The sequence below is a fragment of the Metabacillus sp. RB-C-LZQ-3-1 genome (assembly GCF_058315175.1).
In genome coordinates this window covers 123,291-143,283 of sequence record NZ_JBZFLI010000003.1, presented here as the reverse complement: position 1 = coordinate 143,283, position 19,993 = coordinate 123,291, and the positions used below count along the sequence as shown (strand labels likewise).

Sequence of the window (19,993 nt, the reverse complement as noted above, 5' to 3'; positions counted from 1 at the left end):
TAATAGAAGCCTGACTCTCCTACTTCAACAATAACCGATATTATGTAAGCGGTAAACAAAATTTCACCCCTAATTCTTAATATAATGAATTTTCTACCTTCTGCAATACCTATACTTGAAATAGAAGCTTCCATTGTCGGAAGCTTCTTAAAACGTTTCTAATAAATTGTGAATGACTTTCAGATTTAGATCATTGACTCACTGCTTTACCAGGAATAAGATGAACGGTTTTACTTGGTCCAAAACCGCTCCATCTATATCCTGCAACTTCAACAAGACCATTCGGAAACACATCGGAAAGTCTTTCTCGTTTTGAATACTTAATTCCTTTCCCTACAGCTTCAACTTTAAATGTGTATTTTTTCCCTTGTTTCAAATCTGTTATAGTATAATTTGTTTCAGCTGTCGTTATTTCCCCATTAATTGGTGTAAATTCAACATCTTCAGATTTTATCGGTTGGCCATTTACATAGACTCGGTAACCAATAATCTCTTGGTTTGTCGCTTTTGCTTCATTCCAAGAAAGAGAGATGCTCTTTCCATCTTGACCGATTCTTGCATTTAGCCCGCCATCAAAGGATGGAGCACCAATTGCATAAGGATGGGCTGTTTCTACTTCAATAAAGGTGTTATATGGAGTTTTATTCCCGGCAAGGTCAACTGCCTCGACTTCCACTTTGTATTTTTTCCCTGGTTGAAGGTCTCCCATCGTATATTTGTTTGAAGTCGCAAATCCATGGAGTTCTCCGTTAGCAAAAACATTATAGCCGGCAATCCCAGTATCATCACTTGCCGCTTCCCATTCAACTGATGCCCAAGTAAAGCCTGGATACACCACTTCTACATCTTTCCCGCTAAATGTATCGGTAGCAGGTATTTTGGTTGTTGGCTCTTTAATCGTTCGATCCTCAGGAAGTACTGGTGCTGTTTTATCCGCTAGTCCAGCCGTTGTCATAGTGATTTCCGGGCCATCTGAAGTACGATTTCCAGTTTCATCAGCAGCCTCAACTTTGAACGTATATTCCTTTGCTGGAGTTAAACCGGTTACCGTATAACTATTTTTATCTGTCGTCGTATAATTAGGACCCATTTTCTCTCCGTCTTTATAAACCGTGTAACCAGCAACCCCTACATTATCAGTTGCTGCATCCCAAGTTAGTGTTACACTCTTTCCATCGGCGGAAGATGTCGCTTGAAGTGCAGATGCTTCTGGCCATTCAGGTTTCTTTTCCGCATCCAGAGGGGCTGCTGTTGTATTATCAAATACTAGACCAGTTGAATGTTTAATTCTCCATGGATTTCCGTCATTATCTTTGACATTCGTAAACGATACATTGATAAATTTAAAGTCTTTGGCATAATCCATGTTAACGGAATAAACATGATCGAATTTCACATCTTTAAAGATGATATTTTCATGATAAACTTCTCCTGCATCACTATTCCCTTTCACAAGTATCGCTTGTTTCTTACTTCCACCTTGATTACGAACTGTTGTATTTTCAATCTTCATATCTTTAAATTGAGAGATTTCTTGAGTTGGTTCATAAAGGATAGCTGCATTCGCATCAGTGTAATCAGAAGTAAAGACGAACGGACCGTCGCCATCAATGCCTTCTAAAGCATTATCTCGGAACAGAATATCTCTTGCTCCGCCACCCATTGGAGTATTCGTTTTACTTCGTAATCCCACATCTGTTTTATACATAATGTTGTCTTCTACTAAAAAGTCTTGAATCCAGCTGCCAGTATGACTGCCTGTTACCACTCCGCCATGACCTTCGCGAATGTAGTTATTGAAGATCCATGCATTTCCAGTCGGTTCCTTACCCGCTGCTGCTTGACCCATACCTGCAGCAAAGTTAATCGCATCGTCTCCAGTATCAATATAATTATTGAAGACCATGATATTTTGTGAATCCCCAAACTCATATCCATCAGCATTGTTGGCATCGTATGTTTTCGATATCGTCCCATTTACAACAATGTTTTTACTATGAAGGTTTACGATACCGTGAAAGGCAGGATTTAATTGAGTTATCCCTTCATAATACATCCCGTCAACACCACGAACAGTAATCAAATTTGAACGCGTAGAATAGGCTGACTTGGCGTTCATACCTAACTTTTGGGCTGCATAGGATTGTGTTGCACCTAAAATCCCTAGGGTGCTTTCAGCTTTAAGATCTAACAGACTCATCTTTCCATCTTCCACTTTTACATTTCCAGTGACTTTTGAGTTATTTCCTGCTGCTAAACGCGGAAGTTCATTGCCCATCTCATCAATCGTTGGATGATTCTCATCATACTTCCAGCCATTCCCATCGATAATTCCGTTCCCGACAATACGAATATTTTTTAGGCTGCCATAATCGTATGTATGAGCATTGATAAGGGAGTAAGAACGCTCATCCGTTGAGTAATCGTATAACCAGAAACCCGTGCTATAATCTTCTGGATCCGCAGAACCGAGTAAATATCCATCTACTTGTAACGTCATATCAGATTTAAGCCATAATTCACCAGAGATAAATTGACCTTCCGGAATTAAGACTTTTGCTCCAGGTGTTGCTGCATCAATTGCTGCTTGAATCGCCTCTGTATCTTTTGTGTCATCATTTGGTGTCGCACCGAAATCAACGATATTGAAAACATCTGGAACAGGAGTTGTTTTCCCGACAATTTTATTAGATGGAGCTGATTCAACACCATCTGTATTTACCGATGTTACATAAAACTCATACGATTTGTTTGGTTTTAAATTTTCAACAGTAAAATTATGAATCAGAATATCTACGTGAAAATCATCTTGATCAATCGTTTCATAAAAATTATCAATATATGCTTTGGCTGGTCCACTATTGTCCTTAAAGGAGCTGCCAATCTTTTTGCCATTCATATAAACATTAAAATCTACGATGTCACTATAGTTTTCAGGTTTTTCCCACACCAAGGTAATGCTGTCTTCGTCAAAAGCTAGGTTTGGTATCTGTAAGTTCACAGGTGATTGCGGTGCATGCCCTTTTGTTTTTGCAAGAGCCTCTATACCATAATGACTGAATACTAGTAATACAGTTAAAAAGATCAAGAGACTAACTTTAAATTTCCTCACCTTTTATTCCCACCTTTCATCTATCTTTTGTGAAGTTTCTTATTTTCATAATCCTCCTTTCCCTCAAAATATATAGAAACCTTTTCTTATGCCAAAAAGACAGCATATGAAAAGGTTTATATCCCCATATTGTGCAAGAAACTCTGAAGTTTAAATGGTTATTCCTTAATAAGGTCATAATACGCCATGCTACCTAAAATAAACGCACCCATTCCATGTAAATCATTTTCAGAGGTAGGGCGGTCCACATAGTAGTCATAAACTCCAGCCGAAGTTCCAATACAAATTCCGCTTAACGTAATTGTTGCTCCCTTTTCCTCTACCATGTGCTCTAACAATCCTTTATATGCCTTATCTACTACGGCACGATAGGAGTCATCCACATAGCCATGTTGAATACCTTTCGCGATAAAATAGAGGAATAATGCAGAGCAAGAGGACTCTAGCCAGTTGTCTTCAAGATCGCCTTTATCCACAATTTGATACCATAAGCCCGATTTCTCCTCTTGGAAGTTAACAATTGCCGGAATGAAGCTTTGAAGCGATTTAATTAACTGCTCTTGTCCTCGCTTTCTATCTCCTAAAATCTCTAATAAGTCAATCAATGCTGTGCCGTACCAGCCGACAGAACGTCCCCAAAATTCTGGTGAACAGCCTGTTTTAGGATTAGCCCATGGTTGAACCTTCTTCTCATCCCACGCATGATAAAGCAGACCTGTTTTCTCGTCCGTCATATGTTTTCTCATCAACTTTTCTTGCAAAAGAACAGTTTGAATTAATTCTTCCTCATGGAAATGCTGGCTATAAAGTAACATGAACGGTCCGCCCATAAAGAGTCCATCTAACCACATTTGATAAGGGTATTTTTCTTTATGCCAGAAACCATTTTCTGAGGTTCTATTAAGAGTATCTAAAGCACTTCTTAATCGCTTAGCCGCAATCATATATCTTGGATCTTTTGTCTCTTCGTATAATGGGAATAACAGAATTCCTGCCATTGTTGAGTCAAGCTCATCCCTGGCAAAACACACATTTCCATGCTCATCAATTAAATGATCAAAATAGGCTTTAATGTATTCAAAATATTCTTGTTTACCTGTTGCTTGATAGACTCTATACATTCCATACAGAAATACTCCTTGGTGGTAATGGAAATGATTCACTGGCGGCAGTTCCTCTGCACGAAATGTTTGCATTAATGCCTGACATGCCTTTTCCGCCATCACCAATGGAGTTTCAATTGCAATTTTTTCTGTTGTATTTCCCATTGTTCATTCCCCTTTTCCTGAAAGTTTAGGATTTTCATATTACGTATCTCGACTTGGTAATTAAACCAATACCAAGTTTGTTTTCTTCCATATGAACTGGCAGTAAAACCTCCAAATTGGTAGATTTAACTGCCAGATTACACCGAGATTCTTAGCCTTTTTAGAGGAGACAGCGCCCCACTGAATAAAGGCTTACCTTAAGTTTATTTATTGAAGGTCTCATCATATTTTGTTTTTGAATCTTCGATTGCTTTTGCCCATTCGTCGAGAAATTCTTTGGCTGTCTTTTCGCCGCTCATTACTTGTTGAATTCCTGGGTCAACTATATTATCAAGAATTGAACGATAATCTGGTAAATAGAATGGCGGTTCGTAAAGTTTTGTATCAGGGTTTTCATAAACTTCAAATGCTACCTTGATATGCTGTGCATTTTGTACCCACTCGTCATCTAATACATCGGCGTTTGTTGGAATTTGACCTGTTGACTCATTCCATAAGCTTTGTGATTCTACAGAGTTAACGAACTCGACAAATTTCCAAGCAGCATCAGGATTTTCAGTATTCTTAAAGACCGCTACATTGACAGCGTTTCCACCTTCAGCAACAAATTTTCCATCCTCTGTTTTAGGAAGTGGTATGGTCTTAAATGTACCTTCTTCTAATGACTTTTTATGTTCACCGTAAGATCCAACATTGTGGTGAACCATTGCTACGACACCCGTATCAAATCCTGCGATCATTTCCTTATAACCATTTGTGATATCACTCTTTGGAGTGAATTTTTCATAGTATGATAGATATTTTTCAACGAATTCCACATGTTTAGGGTCATTGATATTTACTTTGCCATCTTCGTCAAAGTAATCTAAGCCGCTATAAGCAAACATTAAACGCTGAAGCTGGAAAGATCCGCCTGCACCCCCGCGAATTGTATATCCGTAGCGTCCGTTTTCCTTGTCGGTCATTTTCTCAATAGCAGTAAAAAACTCATCAAATGTTTCCGGTTCTTTTACTCCTGCTTCCTCAAACCAATCAGTTCGGATCCAGATTGTATCTAAGTTTTGAGCATATGGAATACCATAAAGTTTGCTATCTTGTGCGATTTTCTTATTAAAATCGATAGCACTCGAGTTAATTTTATCCTTCAATTCAGAACCCTCAAAATAATCATCTAGTGGAAGTAATGCGTCACGTATTGCAAATTCCGGCAGCCATGTTGTTTGAACTGACCCAACATCTGGAGTATCATTTGCGGCAATGGCTGCATCGTATTTTGATTTTGCTGATTTATTTGGAATTCCAACATATTCAACATCAATACTTGGATTTGCTTCTTCAAACTGTTTAATAACTTCTTCCCATAGCGGCGTACGCTCTGGACTTGCATTCTCATCCCAGAAAGTAATCTTTACTGGTTCATCTGAATTGCCGCCCGACTCTTTTGGTGTTGAAGATGTTTCATCACCGCCGCTGCAACCAGCTAGCAGCAATCCTGAAGCCATCGAAAGTGCTAAAATAGAATTTGACCATTTTCTCTTATTCATAAACATGGTGTTGCCCCCCTTAAAATTTTACTGATAATGATTTTTATAAAATTACCCTTTGACAGCCCCACCCATACCATTAACCAGGTGCTTCTGTGCGTAGGCAAATAATATAACTGCGGGAATTAAAGCAATGACACTTCCAGCTGCTAATGCGCCATAGTTGACATTAAATTCTCCCATCATTGAACTTAATCCAACAGGAAGTGTGAACTTGGATTGCTGATTTGTCAGCATTAAGGCTAATAAAAATTCGTTCCATGTATAAATGAAAGTAAATACTCCAGTTGCTACGATCCCTGGAAGCAGCAGCGGGAAAACGACGTGGCGCAAGGATTGCATTTTTGAACAGCCATCAATCATAGCCGCTTCTTCCAATTCCTTTGGTACATTAGAGATAAATCCCGCCATTAAAATTGTCGTAAACGGAATTTCAACTGCTGTATACGTAATGATCAGTGAAAGAGGATGACTAATTAATCCTAAATTCTTAAAGATGATAAATAATGGAATAATCATCATTGCCCGCGGGATGAACTGAGTGCACAATAGCATCAGCATGAAACTTCTTTTCCCTTTGAATTGGTATCTGGAAAGTGCATATCCAGATAAAGTTGAGCAAATAAGAACAATGATAACCGTAAAAAACCCAACGATTAAACTATTTTTAAAGAATGTTGCAAATCCAATATTGGTCCAAGCATATACAAAATTTTCAACTGTAGGATTGGCTGGCACATATTGCAACGGCCGCTTGATAATATCCCCTTCAGGTTTCAATGCCGTATTGATCGTCCAGTAGATTGGAAACATGGTAAAACTTAGCATCAACGCTAAAGGTAAATAAAGTGTTAAGAGTTTGTCTAATTTTTTATTTGCTGATAGCATCCTTCAGATCACTCCTTTTCATAACGGGATAGTTTCAGATAAAGGATGGCAAAGATTAATAGAATGCCAAATGAAACAACCGTTAATGCTGAACCATAACCGAAATTACTTCCGTGTACAGCTAAATCTGCAATATACATCGTAAGTGTGGTAGTAGAATGTGCAGGACCACCGCCCGTTAAGTTGAATATGAGGTCGACATTATTAAACTCCCAAACGACCCTTAATAATGTTGTTAAGACAATCGTATTTTTCAGTTGCGGCAGAGTGACATAAATAAATGTTTTCCATCTACTGGCACCATCCACTCGGGCTGCTTCATATAATTCGTTCGGAATACTTTGCAAGGAAGCTAATAGAGTAATCGCAAAGAAAGGAATCCCCCTCCATAGTTCAGCAATCACCACTGCCCAAAATGCGGTTGATGTACTTGCTAGAAATGCCATTGGTTCATTAATTAAACCAACTTTCATAAGCATGTCATTGATGACACCCATATGTTCATTTAGCATCATTGACCACATGACTGAAGCAAGCACCCCTGAGATCGCCCATGGAATAAAGGCAACTGCTCGTGCTAGCCCCCTAAACTTAAAGGTTTGATTTAATAATAATGCCAAAATCATACCAAAAGTTAATTGAAGACCTACTTCTGAAACAACCCATTTCAAACTATTCAATAAACTTGGGACAAACATTGCATCCTGTGTAAAGATCTTGACAAAGTTATCAAGACCTGCAAAACCATTATAGTAAGGTGCAGATACATCATAGTTTTGAAGACTATAATAGAATACAGTCGCAATCGGGTAAAACAAAAACCCTACAATTATGAGGAATGATGGCAAAATAAAAAGATATGGCACCCATTTTTCTTTTTTTATTTTCTTTTTATGAACCACCTTTTTGCTGTTTACCGTCGTTTCGGGAAATCCTTGTGAATAACTCATTTAGTTTCCTCCTTTCTGGTGTTAATTGTAAATGTAAACGGTTTCTCACGTAATTAAAGATTTTAAGATGTTTGATTAAAATTTTAAGATATTTTAGATAATTTACTTTTTATTGTAAATTTCTTTCTGTAGACCCCTACACTTTTTCACAGAAAAAAACATACGATTAAGTCCTCAGATAAGGAATCGTATGTTTGATAAAAACCTTTAACTTTTAGATTTGTTTATGATTTTCTCTGATTGATATAGAAGTTCTTTTATATTCATTGGCTTTCTCTCTTTCACAGATCTCCACACACCTTCTCCAACTGCGATGGAATAAGCACCTGCTTCTGAGCCAGCTAAAATCGGATATTTCCGTGTTGGGTCTGGACCAAGGAAAAGATCTTCTAGTAATATAGGATCTCCGCCACCGTGGCCGCCAGGATTTTTGACTACTTCAATTGTTTCTTTTGCACCAAAAAGCGGAAAATAATCGATTGTTTGCTCTGGATAATCAAAGTGGATTCGAGATGGCTCATGGAATTCGGTTGTCTCAATCCTTCCTTTCGTTCCATTAATGGCTAGTCGGTATCCCTCGTATGGAGCTGAGAAATTAATCGAATAGCTTAATAAGCTTCCTCCATCATATTTAACCGTGGCCACATATGTATCCTCAATACTAATCTCTTCATCGTAAATACAAGCATCAGGTCTGTAATTCGTATAAGGAATTTCCTCATAAACTCCTGCCAACAGATGATCATCTCTGACATTATTGGAACCACTACGTGGATTCCATCGTCTAAAATAGGCACAGCTATTTTGATCATCACATGTTCCACAAAAGCGACTCGTTACCTTTCTAGGATTTAATTCCCCGTCTGGACCAAAATAATGTAAGCTTCCATATGCAAACACTTCTTCAGGTTTTTGATCCAGCCACCAATTCACAAGATCAAAGTGATGAGTTGATTTATGAATAGACAATCCTCCTGAAATTTCCCTATCACGATTCCATCTTCTAAAATAACTAGAACCATGGAATGTATCAATATACCAATTTAAATCAACGGATGTGATTCTGCCAACTTTGTCTTCAAGGATCATTTCTTTAATTTTTCGATGGAATGGACTATATCGATAATTAAATGTGACAATAACATTTGCATTGCTTTCTGCTTCAGCCTGCATGACTTTATATGCATCTCGAGCATTGGTTACCATTGGTTTTTCCGTTATCACATCAATCTGTTTTTGTAACGCTCTTAAAATGTAATCAATATGGGTATCATCCCTCCCCGTAACAATGACATAATCCGGTTCAGTTTGGTCGATCATTGTTTCAAATTGATCAGGAGAAAACGTTGGAATTTGTTCTAGGACTGGATATTTTTCTACACATACAGTAAAGCGATGAGGGTCTGAATCTAATATCCCTACAATCTCGTTTTCTCTTGAAAACTCGTTTATGATTGGACCGATAAACATTTGTAATGCCCTGTTACTAACACCGCAAATGACATACTTTTTCATACCAATATCCTCCCTTTTCCTTCATGTTAACGTTATCATTCTAAGGAACCCAAAATCTTTCAACAGTAACGATAGTAGTTTAAATCAATCTTTCCTCACGCTCAACGAATAATTAACAAACCAAGTACATATCTTAAAATTTTACTCATTCATCTTAAAATCTTTCATTATTTCAGAAAGCGTATTCATTTAAAATAGATGTAGAGACAAATAAAGAAAAATAATGATGAAGGAGAGCATTATTTTGAATAGCAGGAAAATACATATCGATTGTTCAAAACCTATTAAACTATCTCCTGCACGATCATGGCGGACCTACTTAGGAGGAAAATTGATCGATGAAATTCATGGAAGCGAAGCTCCAAAGGATAGTCATTTTCCAGAGGAATGGATAATATCGATTGTTTCTAGCCGAACTTTAGGCCGTGAAGAGGATGGATTAAATAAACTTGACCTTCCTGATATGGACATTACCTTAAAAGAAATTGTTGATGAAAATCCTATCGAATTTTTAGGTGAAAATCATGTAGAAAAGTTTGGGAAACAGACAGGAGTTCTTGTAAAGTTAATTGACTCGGCGGAGCGCTTGATTATTCAGACCCACCCTGACAAGGAGAAGGCGAAAGAATTATTTCATTCTGCTTATGGGAAAACCGAATGCTGGCATTTCGTTGGCGGAAGGGAAATCAATGGCGAATCTCCATATGTGTACCTTGGCTTTAAACCTGGTGTAACAAAAGAACATTTTAAAACTTTGTTTAAAGAACAAAATATACAAGGAATGCTGGATTGTATGCACAAATACTATGTTCACCCAGGAGATACTTTTCTAATTGAAGCAGGCACTCCCCATGCGATTGGAGCTGGTTGCTTGTTAGTTGAGATTCAGGAACCTACTGACTATACAATCCGTTTAGAAAAAACATCCCCTTCAGGATTAAAGCTTGAAGATTACTTAATTCATCAAGGATTGGGCTTTGAAAAAATGTTTGATGTTTTCAAGTACGATACGTTCACAAGAGAAGAAACCTTAAAAAAATGGAAAGTAGCCCCTTCTACCTTAACAGCATCTGCAAACAATAAAGAACTCGAACTCGTTGGATATAAACAAACACCTTGCTTTAGGATGACACTCGTAGAAGTAAACAATGAAGTTGAAATCCAGGGTAATGGAGTGTTTTCAGGATTATACATCCTTTCTGGAAACGCAACTGTTATAACAGGGGAGGATCATCAGAAAGTAAAAAAAGGTGATCAACTATTTATTCCTGCACAAATTTCTAGCTTTACAATTAAAAATAATGGAGAGCAAGCGGTAAAAGCTTTGCGGTTATTTGGACCTTCCTTAAATGAAAAGGTCCATCCTGATGAGGATACCCAAGCCTTAACAAAATGAAAAACAAGGCATACCTTTGTATGCCTCTTTTATGTTAAGAATTGATAACACAACTAATTTTCAAGTTGATCTATGTATTGCTTTTGAGCTGTTTCCATTGCACTTGACCACTTATTAAGAAAATTCTCTACGGTCATTTTCCCGCTTAAAACCTCTTGGATACCTGGATCCACAATTGTATTGAGGATTGTTCGGTATTCCGGCAGGTAAAATGGCGGTTCATACTGAATAGTCTCTTTGTCACCATAGACTTGTGTAGATACTTGAATATGTCGTAACTCTTTTATCCAATCTTCATTGAGTACATCTATATGAGTCGGGATTTGACCGACAGATTGATTCCATAACTGTTGTGCTTCTTTTGAATTTATGAATCGAACAAACTCCCAGGCCTCATCCGGGTATTGAGTTCCTTTAAAAATACTAATTCCAATTGTGTTTCCAGCTTCCGTAACGTATTGACCATTGATTGACTTAGGCAGAGGAATAGCCTGAAATTGATCGCGATCTAATACTTCACTATGCTCAGCATAGGAACCAATATTATGCTGAATCATCGCAGCAACTCCTGAATCGAAATTAGCTACCATTGCTTTATAATCATTTGTAATATCACTTTTAGGAGTATGATTTTGATACAACCCAATATATCTTTTTAGGAATTCAACGTGTTTTGGGTCATTAATAGTACTTTTCCCATCTATAAAATAATCCTCAATTCCTGAATAGGCATACATCATTCTTTGTAATTGGAACGATCCACCTGCTCCTCCTCGAATGGTGTATCCATAACGTCCATTTGATTTATCGGTTAGTGTTTCAACAGCATTGAAAAATTCATCCCATGTTGCTGGAGACTTTACATTTGCCGCTTTAAACCAATCTGAACGAATCCAAAGTATATCCAGGTTTTGTGTGTAAGGAATTCCATATAACTTATGGTCATTTACAATTTGTTTATTAAACTCAATTGCTTCCTTATTTATTTTGTCCTTCTCACGCCAATTCTCAAAGTAAGAATTTAGAGGCAGCAATGCATCTCGATGTGAAAATTCAGGCAGCCAACTTGTATAAACACTTGCGACATCAGGCATATCTTCTGCGGCAATTGCTGCATCAAACTTTGACTTTGCATAGTCTTTAGGTAGACCAACATACTCCACATCAATGGTCGGGTTTTCGAGTTCAAACCTTTTAATTAACTCGTTCCAAATGGGTGTACGCTGTGGCCCTGCATTATCATCCCAAAAGGTAATCTTTACTTTCTTTTCTTGATTTTCAGCGATTTCATTGGATTGAGAGTCCGCTCCTTTACAGCCAGTTAATAGCAAACCAATGATAAATACTAGTAGAGGAGGGATTAATATCTGGCGCGTTAGCATACCATTATCTCCTTCTTATTTTTGTATTATATATCTTTACTTGAGACTGTTTTCGCAAACCTTGTTTTTAAATGTAATAAGTATTTTGCTTGTTGATTGCAGCTTCAGGATGCTCGCTTTCCGTGGGGCGTACGCTGCTTCTACAGAAGTCTCGCACCTTCCGTTTTAATCAACCTATTCAATTTTTGTTCAAAGAACTTATTAAAAAACAACAATCCTTTTGAAAATAGCCTCACTTTAAAAGATGATTTTCATATCAAATGTCTTTCTATAGTTTCAGCACGAATTTTCTCATACATGAACTATTCTCTGAATAGCATAGCCCTATAAATATAAGGAAACAAGATTAAAAATAATAACTCCTTAAAAACCTTACAAAAAAGACAAGCCTCTCAGAAATTTGGCATACTATTACAAGGTTAAAAAATACTTAGAAATCTACTGATATTTCAATATGGTAATGATTGGATTTTCGCCCTAAAATAGGAGAATCTTATACAATCTAATATAAATAAAAATTGAGGATAATGGATGGAAATGGTCGACCATCCATGAGGCTCTTATCATATTTACAATTGTCATGAGTCTTCGGATGACGGGCTTATAAGGAAGGGATGTTATTGCTATTGAGCCGATGATCTTGACTCGTGAAGGGAACGTTTTCATACAAAGTCGGAGACGTATGTGACAAAAAACAGCTATGTTGTGTAAATTGAACAAACAGTCATCATTACTAAAGGATAGATTTATTGTCATCACTGACGAATTTTCACAACTAATTTTTAAGTTGGATTTCATTATGGATCGCTTCTAGAAAAGAATCGGCGTCAAAGATTTTGATAAGTGGTTTTTCACTAACTTCTCTTGATGTGCAAACTGCTGCATAGTGCTGTGGGTCTAGTTGTAATGTTTGGAAGAAACAATAATCCTTATAATTACTACTGAATATAAGTTGCTGCTCCTGATTATAGATAAAACGAAAAGAGTCTAACAATGTACTAAGACCGGTCCCTTTCCATTTTATATAGCTTTCCTTTAATGACCATAATGTAAAAAAGTGCTTCGTTCTATCTTTAGAATTCATTGTTTCAAGTTGTTCAACTTCTAGTGGATCAAAAAAACTTTTTGCAAGAGCAAGCTCATTTAGTTGATGAATGACCTCCACATCTACACCAACTGGCTCTTCGTCCATAGCAAAAAAGATCCAATCACCAGAATGCGACCAATTAAACGATATTGATTTATCTAAATCCACGTAAGGTTTACCATAGGAATTCTTTTGAAATTCAATTGAATCAAACTGGCACCCTGTTGCTTCAGAAATATATTTTCTCGCAATTAGTTCACTTATCATAGCTCGAATACGATCCAAATCAAATTTCAGATGACTTATCTTTTCCTGCCTTTCCTCTGATACTCCTGAAATCCATTTCTTATAATTGTCCCACTTCATACTTGAATGGATTCGAACAGCAACAATTAACATGTTAGGCAATTTATACCAACCTTTCTATACAATTGTCAAAAATCATAGACTTCTATTTTTATCTTATATAGTTCTCTTAAAACAAAGAATCGCCACTTTATTTAAATTAAAGCAGCGATCTTTAGACAATAGTTTTTCTTACTCCACACGGTTCTTTAAAACCTCTGCCATTGAAATACTCATTATTCTTTTTCTAGCAAGCAGGTTTGATATTGTGTAAGTCATATAAATAATAACAAAGCCAATAAGGATATTCATTTTATTGAGGTGTGCCGGTAAGGTCATTTTGAGATCCTTTGCTATGCTTTGGAACATCACATCTACCGACAGTAAAATAAGCGGTACAGCTATGATGAATCCGATAACCACAAGGATAGCATTACTACTTAAAACTAGTGAATAAATCTTCCGTTTAGGATAACCAAGCACCTTTAATAAGGAGATATTTGTTTTGTTCTCCTCAATCATCATTGAGGTAATCATGAAAATAATGATCAATCCAAGGATGAATGCGACAACAGACACTCCACCTACCATATATTTGACAGGCTTTGTCGCTTCCTCAAAAGCAGCCATTACCTCATCATTTGTTTGCGACATTAGCAAGCTGTCTTTTTCAAGTTGCAGCTTCCGTTCGGACATGATACCAATGTAGCTCCCATCTGGATAATCATTCATCTGATTAAACTCATCAAGTGGTAAAAATATATATTCACCTGCGTAAGTATCAGCAATTGCATCAATTTTAAGGGTGATTTCCTTAGCATTTAGTTTATTCTCAACCTCAATGGTGTCTCCAACAGCTAATTCTAAATTATTTGCTAAAGATTTCGTAACGATTACTTGGTCTTTATCTAAAGGATTGTTGGAGTCATCCGTTAGATTAATTAGTTTAGCATCTTCCTCAATCCCATAAATGCTGAATGAATAAGGATCAGCATTCTCTTCAGCGACTTCAAAAGACGAAATTGATAGCTTCTCTCCCTGGACTGGCTCACTAAATTGCATGTCTTTAAAAATATAATAATGCTCGTAGTTGAAGGTTTCTTTGAGTGAGTGATTAAAAAGATGGTCAATAGAATCCTTTGTCGTAAAGCCCATCAATAACAACATGGATGCAAAGGTTATCCCAAGTATCATCATAATCACACGCGGAACACTGCGAACCATATCTCTGATACGGAACTTAGCTTCAAATGAGAATCGGTTTAATTTCAAGCTACGCTCAAACCAACTAATCTTTGTTTTCACCTGTTTGCCACGCATTAATTCTTGCGGTGTTAACCACAGTGCTTTTCTAACAACAAAAAAAGTAACAGTCACTAAAAAGAACAGTGGCAGCAACAAACTGATAATCACATGTTTCAAAATAAATGAATCGATGTCTAAGATAGGAAGATTATACTGAAACGTAAAGGACATCATCAAAGGCTCTGCAAGGTACTGACCGACAAATGTACCGATGATACTTCCTACGAGCGATACAATAATCGAATACATGAGGTAATGCTTTAAAATTTCCCTTTTAGTATAGCCAAGTCCAAATAACGTCCCGATTTGTACATATTCCCCTTTTAACAGTCGAGACAAAACCGCTGCAATTAACATACAAGTTAGGACTAAAATGATAATAGGCACAACTTTACCAATTTCAGAGAATGCATTAATATCACCATTAATAAAGGTGATACGCGGGTTATCACTCTGACTGATCCATTGACCCACAAAATTGGTTTCTGACAATTTCTCCTTAAATGCATCTATGTTATCTTGATTAAATTTTACACTGTAATAAGGAAAACCTTGCTCCATTTCCTGTAACTCTTTTTTACTAATAATTGCGACTCCAAAACTATTTGAATTTGGTGCCATATCCTCTTCCGTTTTTAGAGGGTAAATATAATCAGGCATTGCAACTAATCCACTTATGGTGAAAGTTTCTTCTGAAATCGTTACTTTATCTCCAACGCTTAAGTTATGGCTTTCTGCAAAGTGTGGATCTAAGACTAGCTCGTGATCCCCGTTTAAAGGTTCTCCCTCTATAACCGAATATCGATTTAGTTTCTCCGTCTCACTAAGAATACGTAATGTCACACCATCACTGTACTCATAATCCCAACTATATCGCTCCTCCAGAATCAAATCGTATTCCTTCTCCAACGACTCTACATCTGCTATTGGCTCTTGTGTTATGAAGTTTGCATCCTCTAGAGCACTATCACGTTTATATTCATCGAGTCCGGTTTGAAGATTTGGAACGGTCATATTGAAGGCAGTATACAATGCACAACTAATAATGATTAAAACAACTGATCCTAAATACCTCGACTTATTTTCCATCATTGTCCGCAGGATTTTACGGTTTAATTTCATCACCATTCAATCCTTTCAGGTGGTATCAAGGTGTCATTCACCATGTCCTCTATTATTTTCCCACTTCGCATCTTTAGTACACGATGTGCCATCTCAGCAATGGCATTGTTGTGAGTGATAATTAAGATGGTTGTATTGAACCTTTTATTCACATTAACTAGTAATTTTAAGATTTCCTTAGAAGTCGCGTAATCCAATGCTCCAGTAGGTTCATCACAGAGTAATAGTTTTGGATTTTTCACCAATGCTCTGGCAATCGATATTCGCTGCTGTTGTCCTCCACTTAATTCTTTTGGAAAATGATGTTGAAATTCCTTCATTCCTACCGCTTCCAAAATCTCATCAATATCAAGTGGGTCCTTGCTTATATTTGTCGTTAATTCTATATTTTCACGTGCAGTCAGGTTGGGAACCAAATTATAAAACTGAAAAATAAACCCTACCGCGTCCCGACGATATTGTGTAAGTTGCTTTTCTTTGAGGTTATTTAACTTCCAATCTGCCACGTGAATCGTCCCGCTATCAGCATTATCAATACCGCCAATAATGTTAAGCAAAGTAGATTTTCCTGATCCTGATGGACCTAAAATGACGCAAATTTGACCTTGTTCCAAAGCAAATCCTACATTTTTTAAAGCTTGAAAAGTTGTGTCACCCGATTGGTATGTTTTATTAATATCCTCCATCTGCAAGAACATCTTAAACTTGACCTCCTAATAATCCTCATTAAAAACATATGACTCAAATATTTTTTGAGTCATACATAGTATAAATGGTTTCTCTCCATTCAGCAATGGTTTTTAAAAAACTCTTCGCCTAAATCTTACCAATAACCATTGGATAAATAATAAATGGATTGTAATACCACCAATTACAAACAGGCTATACAGTAGAATGGAACTAAAACTTGAAAAAAAAGCATGCGATACCCAGAAGGTTGGAACTACTAATCCAACCCAAGTCCAATTAGAAGACACGAAGTAAACAATAAATGGGACTGTTAGGATAACACCTCCACCCTTAGCTATCGCTAGCCCCTCTACCTTATTAGATGCAGAAACTGCCATAGCTAAAGAAATTAACGGGGCTTCAAGAGCAGTTAATAAAGCTAAAGGTAGCAATTTAATTACGTTAAGCTCTATAAACCCGCTAAACGTCCACATAAAAGTAGAAAGTGCGAAGCTTAGCACAACAGGTACTGCTAATCGGTAATAAAGGTATCCTTGTTTTGCGAGTGGTGTCACAGCATAATAAATAATCAGATTTTCGTCTTTTTCATCAAGAATGAGTAAACCTATCAAAATCCCTACGAGAAATGGGACGAGCAACATAATAAATCCCATTATTAGTTCTTTATACCCCAGGAGATTAAAGCTTAAGTAAGAATAGATTAGTTTATCTAAGACCGGCAACCCAAATCGGAACAAAAATGTAAGTAAAATGGGACCGAGAATAATAACCAATAACATTGGGTCACGGCGAATATTTTTTAAGTCATTCATGGATAGCACGAAAATTCTCTTCATTTAACGTCCCTCTATTCTTAAAATAATACGTTTATAAAATGAACGATGCGCTAGCATATATGCAAGAACAATCCAGGCTGACAATGTAGCTACGGCATAAACCAGTGACAGAGGTTCAAGTTCTTCAAATCCACCTTCAAGTAAAACTAAACTCGCCTTACCAGGGATGATGTTAAACAACGGATGATGATAAATATTCAAGTATTCTAAAACCGGCAGGTAAAACACTGAGACAATTAGAGGTGCTTTTAAAAGATATTCATTAAGACTGTTAGAATAAACTGCTGCTGTTAATCCAAGCAAGGTGAAGAATATCGAAGTCAAAATGACTCCAAGTAATAATGTAAATAGATGCAGTGGTCCATCCCATGTTGTCAGTAAAATGATGATCGTTATTAACACTGCCAACAATGTCAGTGATATAACCTTGGAAAAGATATATTCATAGATTCTAATCGGCGTCACAAAGAGATTTTCCATTGTATTCTGATCCTTCTCAAGTAACAGAATGCCACCGATAATAAAATAACCAACTGCAGATGGGTCACTGAAAATAATTAATACCTCTATTTCATTTCTCAGTTCAGTCGGGATATTTGTTAACAATCCATAGTAAAGAATGAGAATGGCGATGTAGGCATAATAAAATCCATAGCGAAACTGTGATAATACATCGTATTTAATCGTGTTAATTAGTCTCATAAGACAACTCCTCCCCTTATCCTAACCGGATAAAGCTTGCCACACTTATTTGTTTAATGTATTACTTTGCTGTACATTCCCCTGAAGACGAAGGAACTTCATTAATTTTTTATAATTAGTACTCCATGCATCATACGTATACGCCCACATAAACTGCCCAAGTAAAATTGGGACAATAATTCTGAAAGGAAAATGTGAGATATCATTCGGCTTTGGTAAGAAAAACTTTGCATGTTTTATTTCCAGTTCTTTTCCGGTAATGTCAATCAACTCTCTTCTCCCGGAAAAAGGCAACTTAAACAGTTTAGGAAGAGGAGGCCATAATAATTTTATTTTAGGTGTTTTTACTCCGTTATTAATTCTCCATCGTGCTCGTTCACCCATCTTTCGCTGCAAATAGCCTTGAATTTTACGTGCAGTCTTAGGCTTCACTATATTCATAGAAAGTGCCGCGGAATGATAAAGATTCCTACGAAGTTTGCTGCGTAATTTCTTGTGTAACTGTGTTTCATTGGCCGGGTTACACTTTGTTTCAGTTAGTAATCTTGTAATATACCATCTTTCATTCAAACCGGAAGAAAGAATTGTATTATCTAATAAATGAGAAAGAATAAAGAAACGATTGTCCGCTATAGCAGATGTATATTTCTCTTTAATAATATTTCGAATAATGAGCCAATCTTCTTTAAGGTTGCGGTTCATCAAATCAATATACTCCGTGTCAAGTTCATTCTCTCGTACATCTTTATACACAATGTTACTTATGTGAAACGATGTCATAAGTGACATAGATATACCTTGGCTATAGTATGCATCAACGTTAGTTGCCGCATCTCCAACTATTCCATACCTCTTTGCACTCACAAAGGTATCCGTTGTATATTGCACATCCTTGTACATACTAAATTCAAGCATATTCTCTTCTTTGAGGAATCGAGTTAATAAAGGGTAACGATTTATAATATCCCAATATTGATCCTTTGGCGTTTTTCCCTGGGGTGCTTTTTTCTGATCAAACGTTACGCCAATACTAATACGTCCATCTTTCAAGCGGATAACCCAAATCCAATACCCATCTCCCCATAGATGACAAGTGTGCTGTTCTCTTCTACTTTCTGCACCGCTGAAATAGGTATACTTCCACGTATCACCAAAGGCCTCATCTGGGACCTGATCAAATTGAGCCCAAAGCGCAGTTGTCTGGAAGTCATCTCCAAATCCTGTTGCGTGATTAAATTTTTTTGCAAGCATACGCCTTCTACCTGCACTGTCAATAACCCACTTGCTTCTCGTAAGACCAGTCTCTTTCGTCTCTCTGCAAACCCACTCTATTTCATGAAGCCGATCATCATCGTAGATCGTAACATCTTTTACTAACGCTGTATCAAGGATCGTGACATTGGTGTATGTACGAAGTCTCTCAAGCTGGAATGCCTCTGCCTCTGGCCGTACTAATTGCTTCTCATGGAATGTTGCACGATATTGCAAGGTATCAGGCATATGGTTGAACCAATCTTGTTGATAGGAAAGCGCCCATTCCGTTTTATCATCAAAGGTTTCTTCGCCTTCCATTCCATATGTAAACCAAATTCCTAACTTAGGGTGTGACTTACGTGCATACTCGTCCAACTCGCCCATTGTCCTTAAGAATACGTTACTATGGCTTAATAACGACTCACCAACTTTAAAACTCTTCTTCTTGTTGTGTACTAAATTATCAATCACAACTACCTTAAGACCTTGTTTAGCATACATTAGGGCGTTACAAAGACCGATAATCCCTGCACCCATTACGACAACATCAGCAGTTTCAGCAGCTCTTTTGACTTCTATGTTCATTTCAATTCCTCC

Annotated in this window: 14 protein-coding genes; 1 reads left to right on the top strand and 13 read right to left on the bottom strand. The window is 37.1% G+C overall.

Features of this window, described 5'->3' with window-relative positions; translation table 11 throughout:
* Window positions 1-190 precede the first annotated feature (190 nt).
* The 6 genes from AC4GZ8_RS06165 to AC4GZ8_RS06140 all read right to left on the bottom strand — a co-directional run bounded on the left by AC4GZ8_RS06165 (window position 191) and on the right by AC4GZ8_RS06140 (window position 9,277).
* A complete protein-coding gene (locus AC4GZ8_RS06165) occupies window positions 191-3,112 on the bottom strand; it encodes a fibronectin type III domain-containing protein (protein ID WP_491080944.1) in 2,922 nt (973 codons plus the stop codon).
* 158 nt (window positions 3,113-3,270) lie between these two features.
* Window positions 3,271-4,380: a glycoside hydrolase family 88/105 protein gene (locus AC4GZ8_RS06160; RefSeq protein WP_491080943.1), complete on the bottom strand. Its 1,110-nt coding sequence runs from the start codon at window positions 4,378-4,380 to the stop codon at window positions 3,271-3,273.
* Window positions 4,381-4,583: 203 nt separating this feature from the next.
* Entirely contained in the window at window positions 4,584-5,930 is a 1,347-nt protein-coding gene (locus AC4GZ8_RS06155) for an ABC transporter substrate-binding protein (protein WP_491080942.1), read from the bottom strand.
* 45 nt (window positions 5,931-5,975) lie between these two features.
* Window positions 5,976-6,812 carry a carbohydrate ABC transporter permease gene (locus AC4GZ8_RS06150; protein ID WP_491080941.1) on the bottom strand — a complete coding sequence of 279 codons (837 nt, stop codon included), beginning with the start codon at window positions 6,810-6,812 and terminating at the stop codon, window positions 5,976-5,978.
* An 8-nt stretch (window positions 6,813-6,820) separates the two neighbouring features.
* Entirely contained in the window at window positions 6,821-7,762 is a 942-nt protein-coding gene (locus tag AC4GZ8_RS06145) for a carbohydrate ABC transporter permease (RefSeq protein WP_491080940.1), read from the bottom strand.
* A gap of 207 nt (window positions 7,763-7,969) precedes the next feature.
* Window positions 7,970-9,277, bottom strand: coding sequence for a Gfo/Idh/MocA family protein (locus AC4GZ8_RS06140; protein WP_491080939.1), 1,308 nt, complete (start codon window positions 9,275-9,277; stop codon window positions 7,970-7,972).
* A gap of 244 nt (window positions 9,278-9,521) precedes the next feature.
* Between AC4GZ8_RS06140 and AC4GZ8_RS06135 the strand changes: the two genes are divergently transcribed.
* Complete coding sequence (locus AC4GZ8_RS06135; protein WP_491080938.1) at window positions 9,522-10,673, top strand: type I phosphomannose isomerase catalytic subunit; 1,152 nt, start codon at window positions 9,522-9,524, stop codon at window positions 10,671-10,673.
* Between the two features lie 53 nt (window positions 10,674-10,726).
* On the opposite strand, the gene AC4GZ8_RS06130 is transcribed toward AC4GZ8_RS06135, so the two are convergent.
* The 7 genes from AC4GZ8_RS06130 to AC4GZ8_RS06100 form a co-directional block, all read right to left on the bottom strand.
* Window positions 10,727-12,055, bottom strand: coding sequence for an ABC transporter substrate-binding protein (locus AC4GZ8_RS06130; RefSeq protein WP_491080937.1), 1,329 nt, complete (start codon window positions 12,053-12,055; stop codon window positions 10,727-10,729).
* Between the two features lie 775 nt (window positions 12,056-12,830).
* Complete coding sequence (locus tag AC4GZ8_RS06125) at window positions 12,831-13,541, bottom strand: 4'-phosphopantetheinyl transferase family protein (RefSeq protein WP_491081195.1); 711 nt, start codon at window positions 13,539-13,541, stop codon at window positions 12,831-12,833.
* Between the two features lie 138 nt (window positions 13,542-13,679).
* Entirely contained in the window at window positions 13,680-15,914 is a 2,235-nt protein-coding gene (locus tag AC4GZ8_RS06120) for an ABC transporter permease (RefSeq protein WP_491080935.1), read from the bottom strand.
* Window positions 15,914-16,612: an ABC transporter ATP-binding protein gene (locus AC4GZ8_RS06115; RefSeq protein ID WP_491080934.1), complete on the bottom strand. Its 699-nt coding sequence runs from the start codon at window positions 16,610-16,612 to the stop codon at window positions 15,914-15,916. The genes AC4GZ8_RS06120 and AC4GZ8_RS06115 overlap by 1 nt, the downstream gene beginning before the upstream one ends.
* A 102-nt stretch (window positions 16,613-16,714) precedes the next feature.
* On the bottom strand, window positions 16,715-17,440 hold the full coding sequence (locus AC4GZ8_RS06110) for an Rv2686c family ABC transporter permease subunit (RefSeq protein WP_491080933.1): 726 nt from the start codon (window positions 17,438-17,440) through the stop codon (window positions 16,715-16,717).
* Entirely contained in the window at window positions 17,441-18,142 is a 702-nt protein-coding gene (locus AC4GZ8_RS06105) for a fluoroquinolone export ABC transporter permease subunit (RefSeq protein ID WP_491080932.1), read from the bottom strand.
* A gap of 45 nt (window positions 18,143-18,187) precedes the next feature.
* Window positions 18,188-19,981 carry an NAD(P)/FAD-dependent oxidoreductase gene (locus AC4GZ8_RS06100; RefSeq protein WP_491080931.1) on the bottom strand — a complete coding sequence of 598 codons (1,794 nt, stop codon included), beginning with the start codon at window positions 19,979-19,981 and terminating at the stop codon, window positions 18,188-18,190.
* Window positions 19,982-19,993: the final 12 nt, after the last annotated feature.